Annotated in this window: 8 protein-coding genes and 1 pseudogene; all 9 read right to left on the bottom strand. The window is 54.2% G+C overall.

Features of this window, described 5'->3' with window-relative positions; translation table 11 throughout:
• Window positions 1-289: 289 nt before the first annotated feature.
• The 9 genes and pseudogenes from NST08_RS10175 to NST08_RS10135 all read right to left on the bottom strand — a co-directional run bounded on the left by NST08_RS10175 (window position 290) and on the right by NST08_RS10135 (window position 13,329).
• Window positions 290-2,047: a polysaccharide deacetylase family protein gene (locus tag NST08_RS10175; RefSeq protein ID WP_210095747.1), complete on the bottom strand. Its 1,758-nt coding sequence runs from the start codon at window positions 2,045-2,047 to the stop codon at window positions 290-292.
• A gap of 37 nt (window positions 2,048-2,084) precedes the next feature.
• Window positions 2,085-3,953 (bottom strand): glycosyltransferase, encoded by a 1,869-nt coding sequence (locus tag NST08_RS10170; protein WP_341341725.1) that lies wholly within the window; start codon window positions 3,951-3,953, stop codon window positions 2,085-2,087.
• Window positions 3,954-3,972: 19 nt separating this feature from the next.
• Window positions 3,973-5,282: pseudogene (locus NST08_RS10165) on the bottom strand (nucleotide sugar dehydrogenase).
• 27 nt (window positions 5,283-5,309) lie between these two features.
• On the bottom strand, window positions 5,310-6,758 hold the full coding sequence (locus NST08_RS10160; protein ID WP_007133099.1) for a polysaccharide deacetylase family protein: 1,449 nt from the start codon (window positions 6,756-6,758) through the stop codon (window positions 5,310-5,312).
• 629 nt (window positions 6,759-7,387) lie between these two features.
• A complete protein-coding gene (locus NST08_RS10155; protein ID WP_040740381.1) occupies window positions 7,388-8,296 on the bottom strand; it encodes a hypothetical protein in 909 nt (302 codons plus the stop codon).
• A 19-nt stretch (window positions 8,297-8,315) separates the two neighbouring features.
• A complete protein-coding gene (locus NST08_RS10150; RefSeq protein ID WP_040740382.1) occupies window positions 8,316-9,677 on the bottom strand; it encodes a nucleotide sugar dehydrogenase in 1,362 nt (453 codons plus the stop codon).
• A gap of 200 nt (window positions 9,678-9,877) precedes the next feature.
• Window positions 9,878-10,672, bottom strand: coding sequence for a response regulator transcription factor (locus NST08_RS10145; RefSeq protein WP_007133102.1), 795 nt, complete (start codon window positions 10,670-10,672; stop codon window positions 9,878-9,880).
• A 52-nt stretch (window positions 10,673-10,724) separates the two neighbouring features.
• Window positions 10,725-12,092, bottom strand: coding sequence for a glycosyltransferase family 2 protein (locus tag NST08_RS10140; protein ID WP_007133103.1), 1,368 nt, complete (start codon window positions 12,090-12,092; stop codon window positions 10,725-10,727).
• Between the two features lie 43 nt (window positions 12,093-12,135).
• Window positions 12,136-13,329 (bottom strand): HEAT repeat domain-containing protein, encoded by a 1,194-nt coding sequence (locus NST08_RS10135; protein WP_007133104.1) that lies wholly within the window; start codon window positions 13,327-13,329, stop codon window positions 12,136-12,138.
• Window positions 13,330-13,362: the final 33 nt, after the last annotated feature.

Genomic DNA, 13,362 nt, shown 5'->3' with positions numbered 1-13,362 from the left:
TCTGATCATGTTCCATCCATCTGGAGCTCATCTAGGATGTTCTGGGTCATCTAAACTCACCTGAGTGCCTTAACAGACCGGGTCTTACTCAAGAAGCCTCGACCGGTCTCACACAGGATGTCTTGTCCATCTGGATCTCTCATCTAGAGTGTCTCGTCCATCTATGATCTTACCTAGGATGTCCCGACCACCTGGTCTCTCCATCTAGAGTGTGTGACCGCCTAAACTTCACCTGGGGTGTCACTACCTCCTGGATCTCACTTAAGAAGATTTCAACGGCTCGATCCATTTAGAAAGTTTCGATTGCCCAATTCACAGCCGTATCGAATGCCCGGCGAACGCGCCAAACGACGCCTTCCAGGCCTGAAGGCTTGTTCGTATACCGTACGTCCTTGCCGCCATCCGCGTCCATGGCAGTTACCGTTACGTTCTCGAAGATCCCGTCATAAATGTCATCCTTTTTGTTCTGCTCATGATACATCGATCCTAGAGCCACACCTCCTCCACGGATTGCGCTGTCCACCGTCTGATTGTCAAGGATAACCTGGCCGTCAATACTAACCTTTAGCGTATCGCCCAGTGCCGTCATCTCAAGCTTCCTGTTGCCGAGAATATTGATCGGATATTCTTCATCATCGTCCCGATCCCCTGATAAAGTCTGCTCCTTCGTGTATACGGATGCTTTATCGAACCTTAAGTCCTCTTCGCCCCATTTCACGTCTGGCAGCGTCTGCTCGAACAGCTCTTCCGGCTCTTGGCCCGGTGCTTTTTGTTCTATCCGCAGCACGTTATTTTCCAGAACAAGCCGCAGGAACGATTCTTCCTGCTCGTCCAAACGAACATAGATCGATTGCCGCCCGACCACGTTGCCGAGCAGGTTGGCCGTTACGGTCGTATCAGCGCCGGGATCCTGGCTAAGCCGAATGCGTCCCTCCGCGGATGGAGGAGAGGTTACGGTGATGCGGCTGCCGTCAAATTCGGCCGCTCCGCTCTCCAATGCCCAGCGGGCTGCCTCTTTTTCGTCGCCTGTCACGAACGTCATATCCTGCCCCGAATCCTTGCGCAGCTTCATGATCAGATGGTTGGTGGACCAGTAAGGCGCCGGCTGGACACGCGTCAAGTTGTACAGATCGCCCTGCTTGTCGTTCATCGCCGTCCCCTCGCGGCTGAAATTCATGGTGAACGTTTGGCGGATCTGCTCTGTATTCGCCTTGTCCACCAGCGCATTCATCCCTTCGCCAAGGGCATTCGCATGCATGATCATATAGACGCCCGGCACGTAACCGAGCTTGCTGCTGTACACGTCGCGCATCGCCGCATAATCGGCGCCGATCCGCGCTTCCATCTCCACGCGGTTCTCGAGCGGAATCATATTCTCGTCGCGGATAAAATCCATCAAATAATGGTTGTAATACTCCACGTTCGATTTGTCGGTCAAATCCTTTTCGTCCTTGACGCCCATGTAGTGGCCGTCCTCATCGAAAATATTAATATAGCTCAGGCGGTAACCGTTCGTCCCAAGCTCCCAATAGCCGGTCCGGGTCATTTTCAGCATGTCCTTCGGCTGCAGGAATTTTCGTTCGCTGTTGCCCATTTTGTCCGCATAGGACAAGAAGGTTGCTTTGAAATTGTATTTCTCCAAAATCGGCTGCGCGAACAACGCGGAATCGTTCCGTCCGTCTTCAAACGACAGGAACAATGCTTTATCCGGCAGCGGCGCGCCTTTCTCGTAATAATCGATCACGTCTTGCTGCGAGATCGTCTCGTAGCCTTGATCGTGCAGCGCCTTGAGCTGGGCATCCAGCTGGTCTTGCGACACCAGCTTGGACGTTCCGCTGCGGCCGACTCCGAAGTAGGACAAGGCGATGAAGCCTTTGTCCTGGCGCCATTTTGACTTATCCGGCTCCTGGTAGGTTTGAAGGTCGAAGACCGCGTTGACCAAAACGACGGCCGCCACCGCCAGGAGTATGATTTGGCCGATGACCTTTATGACTTTCCTGCGATTTTTCCTCTTAACGTTGAGGGCAGGGTTACGCTTCTTACTCATTTTTGCGCCATCCTCATTTCAACATCGGCAGCTGCCTTTACTGCGGCAGCCCGAATTTTTTGCCTTTGCGCCTGCGCGCTTCCTTCTTCAGCTTCGCCTCGACGTCCTGCGGCGTTTCCCGCGTGCCCCAGGTCGATTTCCAGAACGTGAACCAGGCGACCGGCATTTGCCATAACAGCACGAACTCATAGAACAAGCAGAACACGAAGCCGAACACCCACAGCCTGCTCTTCCGGAGCAGCAGATGCGCAAGGCTCATGAGCAGGGCCATCATCAGGAGTCCCATCAGGAAGGTCCCCGGGAAAATCCCGTGAACGATCGGAACATACATCAGGTTATAAACAACGACGACCGGCGCGGCGATCGGCACGATCAAGCCGATATAAAAGAACAGGGCCATAAACGGCTCTTTGCGCCAAATGAATCCTCCGGCCCGCAGCGATTCCCGCAGCCAGGAGCGCTTCCAGCGCATTTGCTGCTTCAGGAACACCTTTGTCCGGGAAGGCACGATCGTCGAGCAAATCGCCGAATCCTGATAGGTCGTACGATGCGTCTTCAAAATGAAGTTCGTCATGCTCCGGTCATCCCCGAACGTAGCCGGACGCCCCAGAAACTTCTGGTTAAGCCACGCGTCCGCATGCTGGAGGATCAGCTCTTTCCGGTAACAGGACAGCGGTCCGGACAGGCAGGTTACGCTGTCAAACCACGACTCCGCTGCCTTCATGATCCGAAACGCGATATAATAACGAACCGTTTGCAGCTTGGTAATGGCATTCGTATACTTGTTCTCGACGTCGGTCCGGCCGGCAACGCCGCCCATCTTCGGATCCTGAAACGGCTGCACGAGATGGCGAATCGCCGACGGGTCAAGGAAACTGTCCGAATCGACGAACACGACCAGATCATGCTTGGCCATCTCCACGCCCTTCACCAGCGCGACCCGCTTACCGGCATTTTCAGGCAGAACCGTGTACGTGAGCCTGTCCCGGGTCGAGTACCGCTCCGCTTCGTTATGGATGAGCTGAATCATCTCCTCGATTTGCTCCACAGACTGGTCCGTCGACCGGTCGTCAACGACAATGACCTCCAGCTTATCGACCGGATAATCCTGATTCATGCAGCTGAGGATCGTACGCTTGATCCATTCCGCCTCGTTAAAGCATGGGATGATGATCGACACGCCCGGCGTATATTCCGGATTGATCGGCACATCCCGGTAAAGCGCGCCGAACAGATACCGGGTCAGAAGAAACAGCGCGGCGATCAAGCTGTACAAATACAGAACCATATTATATTTGAAATAGATGATGCTCTCCGCCCGCATGAGCATGATGAAGAGCACGGCTCCCAGCAGCAGCGCGCTGGCTGAGTATACGGAGTAGCCCCAGCGCTTGCGCTTCATGTATTCCGTCAGCGGCTTATCGAATTCGATAGCCAGCATGTGGACTTGGCCCCCGCCAGTCGTGTCTACGAAGGTACGGACGACGGTAGCGTCGATATGGACGCCCGATTCAAACCCTTCGGGCATGGCGCCGGGTGGAATTCGGAATTTCGCCCGCACTTTGTCCCCGACTTTAACGGCAGGATTAGCTGCAGGCAGCTTCAACAGCATGCCTGTGGCCGATATGTCTGAAGAGGTCCCTTGAATGGCTGCTTTTCGCCCCTGTCCGCCAGGAAAAATCCGCACATCGAACTCGGCGACATAGCGCAGGCTGAGGGTTCGCAGCTGGTTCAGGTAATCCGGATCGGCTCCCTCGTTCCCGTTCTTCATCGCATGCTTGCCTCTTCGGTCGGCGGTTATCCGGATCTGTTCAGGATCGGGCACGTAGGACAGGGTACGGCGGTCGGCTCGGGGTTCCGTCAGAACCTCCTTGATCCTCTTGTCTTTTTTTCTAAATTTCAACATTGAGCTCTCCCATCCATCGTCACAGGCTCCAGTAATGGAAGCCGTTATTCTCGAATAAACTTCTCGGATATATGCCCTTTACATCAATCATGATGTTTGCTTGGCCGGAGCCGAACATCCCGGTGTACTCCGTAATTCCAAGCTGCTTGAACTCGCTGTGCGCAACCGCTACGATCGCAACCTGAATATCCTGCAGCTCTTCCAGGGCGGTCAACTCGATCCCGTATTCCTTATAGGCCTGCTTGCCATCGGCGCAAGGGTCGACCACCAGCGGCTGCACGCCGTAGTCCTGCAGCTCCCGGATAATATCGATCACCTTGGAGTTGCGGATATCGCGGCAATCCTCTTTAAAGGTAAGCCCCATCACAGCCACCTTGGCGTGGCTAATGTCCAGCCCTTTCTGAACGGCCAGCTTGATAACCTGCTGCGCGATGTATTTGCCCATGCCGTCGTTAATATGCCTTCCGGCCAAAATAATCTTTGAATGATACCCGGTATCCTCTGCTTTGTAAGTCAGGTAGTACGGATCGATTCCGATGCAGTGTCCGCCGACCAGCCCAGGCCGGAACGGCAGGAAATTCCACTTTGTCCCGGCTGCCCGCAGTACGGCGTTCGTATCGATATCCATCTCGTTGAACAGCATCGACAGCTCGTTCATGAGGCGATGTTGATGTCCCGCTGGGCATTCTCGATCACCTTGGCCGCCTCAGCGACTTTGATGCTCTCGGCCCGGTGCACGCCTGCCTCGATAATCAGCTCGTAGAGCCGGGCTACCGTCTCCAGCGCTTCCGGGTCGCTGCCCGACACGATCTTTACGATATTCTCCAGCCGATGCACCCGATCCCCCGGATTGATGCGCTCCGGAGAGTAGCCGACCTTGAAATCCGTTCCGAAGGCAAGCCCCGACTCCTCTTCCAGGATCGGGATGCACACGTCCTCGGTGACCCCCGGATAGACGGTCGATTCATACACAACGATCGATCCCGGTGCCAGCACGCGGCCGATCAAACGGCTCGCATCGCGCACGAATTTCAGATCGGGCACGTTCCCGCTCTTGACCGGTGTCGGGACCGCAACGATGAAACAGCGGGCCTCCTTCAGTTTATCCGGATCGGATGTAAACTCCGCCGTGCATCCAGCCAGCTCAAGCTCCAGTTCCCCGGTCGCGTCGATGCCGTTTCGGTACTGCATGACCTTCTCCGAATTCAGGTCGAAGCCGATAACGTCGACCTTCTTGGCAAAGGCCACGGCCAGCGGCAGCCCGACGTATCCGAGCCCCACCACCGCCAATTTATCAACACGGTCCGCAATCTTCTGATAAATTTCCATTATACTCCATCCCCATTTTGCAAATTGTTATTCCTGGATCATGTCCGCCATCTTCACGAACGTATAGCCCTTCTCCTTGAGCCCTTCGAGCACCCTTGGCAGTGCTTCGATCGTATGGATGTCATCGAGCATATGGAGCAGGATGACGCTTCCCGGCTCCGTCTTCGTCATGACCCCGTGGACGATGTCGTCCGCGCTGTTGCTCACGTCCCAATCCAGCGTCGTGACATCGTACATGGCGATGACCGGGTATCCGGTTGCCGCCAGCGCCTTGGCGCGGATATCGTCAACGACGCCCGTCGGCGGCCGGAACAGCATGACAGGCTGCTCCTGAATGGCTTCCGTGATGACTTGGTGAGCTTTGACGACATCCTCTTGCAGTTCCTCTGGAGTAAGGGTAGTTACAACAGGATGGCTGTAGGAATGGTTGGCTACATCATGTCCGCCCTCCACCATGGCCCGGGCCAGGTTCGGGTTGGACTCGACGCCCTTGGCCCGGAGGAAGAAGGTTGCCTTGACATCATGCTCCTCCAGGATGTCCAGAATCTTGGTCACCGTTTTGTCGCTGCCAAAGTCGTCAAACGTCAGCGCCACCTCTTTGCGATTCGTATCAGCTTTGTAGACCAGCTCGTACTTCGAATTTTTATAATCAGGATCGATCTTGGCCGCGTCGTAGCCCGGAATTTGCTCCAGTGGCTTCCGCACGCCGCCGTTGTTCACCAGCTCGTCCAGTGTTATAAGCGAATACCCGATGTCGCCGGCAGCCTCGGCAATATACTTCACGGAACCGACCACTTCCGGATTGATGTCCGTGTTCAGCGAAATAATTCCGCCCCTGGACATATACCTTGCGATATACTCGCCAAGCTCTTTAGCACTTTGCATGTTGCGATCCTTCGGATTAATGTTGTAGCTTACGACGGCCTTCATCCCCAGATGCGCGGCCGCCAGCGGGACATCCTCAGGGTAGTCGCCGGAACGGGTCCGAATATACTTCGGCTGAACGCCCGTTTCTCGCTGGATCACATCGTTCGCCAGATGAATCTCCTTATACACCCCGTCATAATCGAGCTTGCTCATATCGAGCGCGTTGAGCGTATTGTTCTCGATCTCATGTCCTCTGGCCAAAATCTCCTTCGCGATATCAGGCTCCTCCGCGACTCTCATCCCGGGAAGAAAAAAGGTCGCCTTGATATTGTATGTGTCGAGCTCGTTCAGCAGTGCCTGCATCGTCTGTTTGTCCCCCATGCCGTTAAAGGTCAAGGACAGCTCTTTTCGCGCCGTATACACGAAATCGATCTCCCGGCTTTTCTCGCCGGTGAACCGTTCGACCTTGGCTGCAGGCTCCACCGGGCCGGGCTCCTCCTTGGTTGCAGCAGATCCTCCGAAGAGGCTGCACGCAGGCAGCAGCAACAGAACGACGACGATCAGGATACTGCGTAACACGGCCCGTGATTTTGTAGATATTCCATTCATATTTATACTCCTTCTATTCATTGCGGGACCTTAGTCTCCCTTCTAATTTCCTAATTAGAATATAGATTATTTTTTCTAATTGCGACAGCTTTTCTCAATTTTTTTCATCAATTACTTTCATTTTCAAAGAAACTCGACATGAAAATCCCGCTTCACCTGTTCTTTTGCGAGCGATAGTTGATCGATCCAGCCGCATGCCATTGATCAGTATATAGAGGCACTCTAAATAAAATCTGAATAAGTCGGAATATGCAGAAGGACGCCATAGGTCGAAGGAAAGCCGCTATCGGCCCGTAATCCGCGTCTCCACCCACTTTATCCGTTCAAAAAAATTTTTCCGAAAAATTTTGGCAGCGACTCAAATCCCCCAGGATTTTTTTCGTAGCGCATCGATTTTGACGGCATCCGCAGCTGGTTATAGAGAACAAATAATATAGAAACAAAAAAATTAGAAACAAAAAAACACCTTCGCCCGTCTATATAGACGTCGAAGGTGTCTTAGCGAAACACGAAGTCTCTATCATTAACATACCGCTTCCGGTTCATTGATGCAAATCATTTATCGTCGAGAATCAAAGCCTATTATTCACGGATCGGAGCAAGGGATGAATGTCCGGATAGTTGCCTCTCTACTGCTCATCCTCAGCCATCGCCATGTTCTTGTGCACCCAAGCCTGATAATGATGGACCGCGATGCCGGCAAATGACGGATGCTCGCTTCCGAGCGAGGCGGCCCGTTTCGCTTCGTCCTCCATTTCTCCCCGGCTCTTGGCATAGAAGGTGAGATGCTCTCCTTCATCCGTATTGGCAAGCTCCATCCCGATCCAAACCGATTTGCCAAGCTCATCCGCCTGCTCCAGCTCCTCCTTGGACAGCTCGTACATCTGCTCGCCGCTGTCACGGTAAGCCATGATTGCGATCGAATCCGTACGCTCGATCATCCAGCGACTGAAAGAGCCCACTTGGTTGCCTTCCGGCCCCGGTACGGAATCCAGCCAGAAAGGAACCGCCGCGCTAAGGGGAAGGGCGATGCGCTCGGCCTCCTGCACCCAGGCTTCCAGGTTGGCGCTCCACTCCTTCACCACCTGCGCCTGCTCGCGATCCCAACGCTTCAGCACGTAAGGCTCCACATCCAGCTGCACACCCTGAAACCGCTCCTCCGGCGAGGCTGCTTGGTTGTAGGCCTCAAGCCAAGACAACAGCTTAAGCCCTTCTTCGCGGCCGTTTTCGTAAGCCCACTCCGGGTGGCCGTCCAGCGCGTGAACCTGGATGCCCTGACGCGATGCCGCCGATATAAAGCGGCGATACTCCTCCTCCTGCACATCCTGCTGGATCTGCAGGAAGATCGTCGTTATTCCGTGATTCACGCTGAACGCGACAATTTCCTCCGTCTCGTTCCGAATCAGACTTGCATCCCACAGCCAGGTCGCCTTGTTCTGATTCACCTTCTCGGAATGGGGAAGAAAGAGGATCAGCAGCAAAAGACCGATGAGGACCGCAAGGATGCCGTACTTTGCTTTTGCGTGGTTCAACCTCATTCCTCTCCTTTCGATGTCTTTAGATCAGAACCGCTTCGTCCGGCTCGGTCACATGCTGGACGGAATGGCCGATTTTATAGATATGCGGACGCGCGTAATCCTTAAACGCATTTCGCGTATCCAGAATCGGAACACCAAGGGATGCAATGGTGCCGTAGTCCAGCTTGCTGTGATTCGTGATCAGCACGATGCAATCGTAGCTGCGGAATCTGGCCAGATCGTATTCCACGCTGCGGACCGTCACCCCGTTCTTGTCGACAAAGCTGCTGGCGTACGGATCGTAGTACTCCACCTTGGCCCCGTTTTCCTTGAACAGCTCATATACCTCAAGCCCCGGTGACTCCCGCAGGTCGCTGATATCCGGTTTATAGGCCATTCCCAGCAGCAAAATGTTGGAGCGCTTGACCGATTTCGCATATTCGTTCAGTATCGTTGCCGTCTTGTTGATGACGTAGTAAGGCATATTGTCGTTGGTCGATTGGGCCAGCTCGATGAATTTGCTGTAGAAGCGGAAGCCCTTCGCCTTCCAGGACAGATACATCGGATCTAGCGGAATGCAGTGTCCGCCGATGCCCGGTCCCGGGTAGAACGGCATGAATCCGAACGGCTTCGTAGCGGCGGCATTGATGACTTCCCAGACATCGATCCCCATCCGGTCGCACATCATCGCCATCTCATTCACGAAGGCAATGTTCACGCTGCGGAACGTATTCTCCAGCAGCTTCGACATTTCGGCTACTTTCGGGTTGCTGACCGGAACCACCGTCTCGACATACTGACGGTAAAGCGCAACGCCCAGCTTAAGGCAAGCTTCGGTCGTGCCGCCGATCACCTTCGGGGTATTCCGCGTATTGAACTTGCTGTTGGAGGGATCCACCCGCTCCGGCGAGAAGCACAGGTAAAAGTCCTTGCCGACCTTGAACCCGAGCTTCTCGATCTCATGCTGGATCAGCTCCTCCGTCGTTCCCGGATAGGTTGTGCTCTCCAGCGTAATGAGCAGATTAGGTTTCATGAATCGCTTGATTTGATCGACCACCATCGTAATATAAGACGTATCCGGGTCCTGGTTTTCGCTGAGCGGAGTCGGTACGCAGATGCTGACTGCGTCGATCACCGCGATCATGCTGTAGTCGGTCGTCGGCTTGAAGCGTCCGGTCTCCATGCATGCGGCTAGCTCCTCTGACGAAATGTCGGTAATATACGAATCGCCGCGGTAAATCCGGTCAATCTTGTTCGGATCAAGATCGATCCCGACAACCGTGAAACCCTGCTTGACCATTTCTACAGCCAGCGGCAGTCCCACATAGCCCAGTCCCACAACACCTAATACCGCCTTTTTATTCTCAATGGCGTTCAATAAAGTTTCGTATTCTTCGTTCACAAGCATTCAACCTCCATCGGATGTATAGTCTGTTCGGTCTGCCTGAAATCCTTCATTTTGAAGGATCTCAAAAAAATACAGTAGGTCTCTCTTTCTTATGGGAGGCACGGCAATGATGCAGCTTGCAGCCTAAAAAGCTCGATTTCCCGCTCCCATGAACATTTCGCCTGCGGTGAGTGAACCGTTGAAGTCCACCCGCTTTAGTGAAGGCAGCGCCGGATGCGGGCATCCAGCTCCACCGGCGAGAATGGCTTCGTCACATAATCATCCACCCCGCTCTGGAAGCATTGACTAATCGTTTGCTCGACGCGCTTCTCCGTCAGCACAACGATTTTGGGCGGATGTTTCATATCAAGCTGCTGGATATGATGAATGAACGGAAGGCCGTCAATCCCATACAGGTTCAGCTCGGTCAGCACCAGATCCGGCTCCCATTTCGGGATGAGCTCCAATGCTTCCAGACCGTCCACGGCCTCCAGCGTTTCATAACCCTGCATCGTAAGCCGAATTTGGAGAAATTCCCTAACCGCTTTGTCCTGATCCACGATCAGGATGCGGCTTTGAGCGCCGCCTGTATCCTCTTCCGTGAATATATGAATGTCGGAGGATATGCTGAGACGCGCGGTCTCAGCCATCTGCTTCATCGTCTGCATCGACGGCGCCTCCTGTATGGCCGCCAGCGTAATCCGCGGATCCGCCTGCTGAAGCCGGCTTTGCAAGTGCTGCTTCAGCAGCAGCGCCTGATAGTGGGCCGCATCGAGCGTGAATCCCGGCATAACGACGGCAAGCACGCCCGTGCTCTCGTCCCGAAGCACCTCCGTTTCCACGCCCGGCAGCTGATCCACGAATTGCTGAACGCAGGACTCCGTTCCGGGCTGGCCTTCGCAGTACAGAAACAGCAAGGCTGCGCCGCTTTGGTGTTCTCTCACTTCCTCCTCCAGACGGCCGTAAAAATCAACCGCCTGTCCACGTTGCAATGTTACGGATTGAGACATAACTGCTAGTCCCACCTCTCTTTATTTTTTGATGTGAACTTTGGGCCTGATGTCATGCCGCTTCCTTCTTATCTTTCCAGCTCTGCCGCGTCATGGTCCCCCATGAATTGTTGTTTTGCAGGTATTGGATATGGCCCTGTACTCTCCACAGCACACCCAGTTGATGATAACCGACGAATTTCAGCGCCGAGAACAGAAGCATTTTCACCAGGTCGGACAGCTTCGTGTAGCGGCGGAAGGCGATTTCCTCAAGCAGGAGTGCGCCGATGCTGAGCAGATAACCACTCAGGAAATTCACCAATCCGAATACCAGCAGCACGTGCCAATTGGTCATATCCAGCATGACATATCCAAGCAGAGCCAGAAGGCCCGTAATTCTGAAGTAAGGGTTTAACGCTTCAAAAATAACGTTGTAGGGCATCGTCAGGAGCCCCATGACTTTGTACTTCGGATTGAATACCATATCGCGGTTCTCAATCATGTTCTTCAGGTTACCGCGTCCCCAGCGCTTGCGCTGGTTGGACAGAATGTTGTACGTGTCCGGCGCCTGCGTCCAGCACACCGCTTCCGGACAAAAAGCGACGCGGTATCGGATTTTATTCTCAAGCATATAGCGGTGCAGCTTGATGATGATGTTCATATCCTCGCCGGGATAGCCGCCCCGGTAGCCGCCTACAGCGATTACGTAGTCTTTGCGGAACATGCCGAAGGCGCCGGAGACGATAATCAGGCCATTGATCTGACTCCAACCGATCCGTCCGCCCAGGAAGGCTTTCATATATTCGATCGATTGGAACATCGGCCACATTTTGCGCGGCAGGGATACGTTCTTGACCGCTCCGTTCTCGATCACGCAGCCGTTCGCGATCCGAACGTCGCCGCCGATGGCCACCGTCTCCTCCGGATTCTCCATGAACATCCGAGCCATTCGGATCAATGCATCCTTCTCCAGCAGGGAATCCGCATCAATCGAGGAAATGAGCGGGTAACGCGAAAGATTAATGCCCGCATTCAAGGAATCGGCCTTGCCGCCGTTCTCCTTGTCGATGACGTACAGATGCGGATACTGCGGGTTGTAATAGACCCCTCGCACTGGTTTGGTCTCGAGCCTTCCGCGAACTTCCGGATTAGGCAGCAGCGTCAGCTCGTATTCCTTAATCAGCACATCGAGCGTCCGGTCCGAGGAGCCGTCGTTGATCACGATTACCTCATAGGTCGGATAATTGAGCGTCATGAGACAGCGGACGTTCTCCGTGATGGTCAACTCCTCGTTATATGCAGGAACCAGCAGCGAAACCGACGGGACGAGCTCCGACCCCGAGAGCGTATTATATTTGGAATAGGACGCCCGTCTGTAAATATCCCAGATGTTTCTGAAAGAAAGCATAATTATTACAAAATATAGCGCGCTGACGGCCATGACGTAGTAAATCGCCACCGTGCCGTAAGTGAGCAGGATATCCCTAAGCAGTGTAATCCCCTCCTACTCCTGCAACTGTTCCGATCCGTTTACTTGGTTGAATGCCGAAGTAACGGTCATAAACAAGCTTTTTCTTATTGAATGCCACCATTTGCTCGACCTCTTCATGGTCGCCTTCCTTCGCCATGATCCGTTCAATCCGGTACAGCGCCGTCTCTCTCGCAGGACCTGTGCCCGTAAGAGCGGCCTGGCACAGCGTTTCGAAGCCCTGCTCGCCCAGCATCGCCAAGCTTTCCGCACTATTGTTGCGGACATGCCAGTTCTCGTCCTTCAGCGCCTCAGCCAGTAGCGGAATGCTTCCGGCCGCATGAAGCCTTCCGAGCGCTTTGGCTGCCGCTGCCCGGACCTCCCAAGCATGATCGCGCATGAGCGCAGCGATCGTATCGTCTTTAAGCGCCGGATTGGAGCCCAGATACAGCTTTACCGCCTCGGCCCGCACATCCTTCTCCTCAGAGCCGACCAGCCGGTTCAATGTAGGAACGGCTGCCGGAACAGCCTGTCCCCACATCGCAACGAGCGCCACCTTGACGAGTCCCGGGTCCTGATCATCCAGCAGCTTGCGCATCAAGCTTGGAGCGTCCAGCCGAGTCTCAAGCAAAATGTCGGCGGCCATATGATGAATGGCCTTGCCGTACGACAGCAACCGCGACAGCATTTCACGGATTTGCCGCTGCTCATTCGCGCTCTTGGCAATGGCTCTGGCCAAGATGATGGTCTGCGGTCCGTAACGGGTCCGGTTCATCAGCTGCTGAAGCTGTGGTACCGCCTCTTCGGCACGCATGCCCCCAAGCCGGTACGCCGCTTCAATGCGGCGTCCTTTGCGCGGGTTGGACAACGCCCGCAGATCCTCTTCCACGAAGCCTGCTTCCCTGCACAGGTGAAGGAGCTTCTCCCTCGCTTCTCCCTTGAACTGCTCGATCCATTCGATGAATTTTGCCTGGATGACCCTGCGCTCGGCACGGGTCAGCTTCCCTGGCGGCAGCTCAAGCTTGATATCATCATGCAGATGGGCCTGAACATAAACAAAGTAATCGTGATGCTTGGCAGCATAATGCTCCATTTCCCGCTGCTCGGCATTATGCTTGATCTTCATGTAGAACAGCACAATGATTCCGGCTGCAATCAGGCCAAGGCAAACATAGATAAATCCGTAGGCCAAGGCTAAATTTGAAAACATAATCGAGTGCCTCCTCTTTGTATTTAGCATCTG

Source organism: Paenibacillus sp. FSL K6-1566 (assembly GCF_038050475.1).
Taxonomy (GTDB): Bacteria; Bacillota; Bacilli; order Paenibacillales; family Paenibacillaceae; genus Paenibacillus_AQ; species Paenibacillus_AQ lactis.
Note: the sequence above shows the minus strand (reverse complement) of the source record. Positions and strands in the feature narration are given on the sequence as shown.

Coding starts and splice junctions, on each gene's coding strand:
- NST08_RS10175 (WP_210095747.1), bottom strand. CDS start 2,047: ATGAGTAAGAAGCGTAACCCTGCCCTCAACGTTAAGAGGAAAAATCGC.
- NST08_RS10170 (WP_341341725.1), bottom strand. CDS start 3,953: ATGTTGAAATTTAGAAAAAAAGACAAGAGGATCAAGGAGGTTCTGACG.
- NST08_RS10160 (WP_007133099.1), bottom strand. CDS start 6,758: ATGAATGGAATATCTACAAAATCACGGGCCGTGTTACGCAGTATCCTG.
- NST08_RS10155 (WP_040740381.1), bottom strand. CDS start 8,296: ATGAGGTTGAACCACGCAAAAGCAAAGTACGGCATCCTTGCGGTCCTC.
- NST08_RS10145 (WP_007133102.1), bottom strand. CDS start 10,672: ATGTCTCAATCCGTAACATTGCAACGTGGACAGGCGGTTGATTTTTAC.
- NST08_RS10140 (WP_007133103.1), bottom strand. CDS start 12,092: ATGGCCGTCAGCGCGCTATATTTTGTAATAATTATGCTTTCTTTCAGA.
- NST08_RS10135 (WP_007133104.1), bottom strand. CDS start 13,329: ATGTTTTCAAATTTAGCCTTGGCCTACGGATTTATCTATGTTTGCCTT.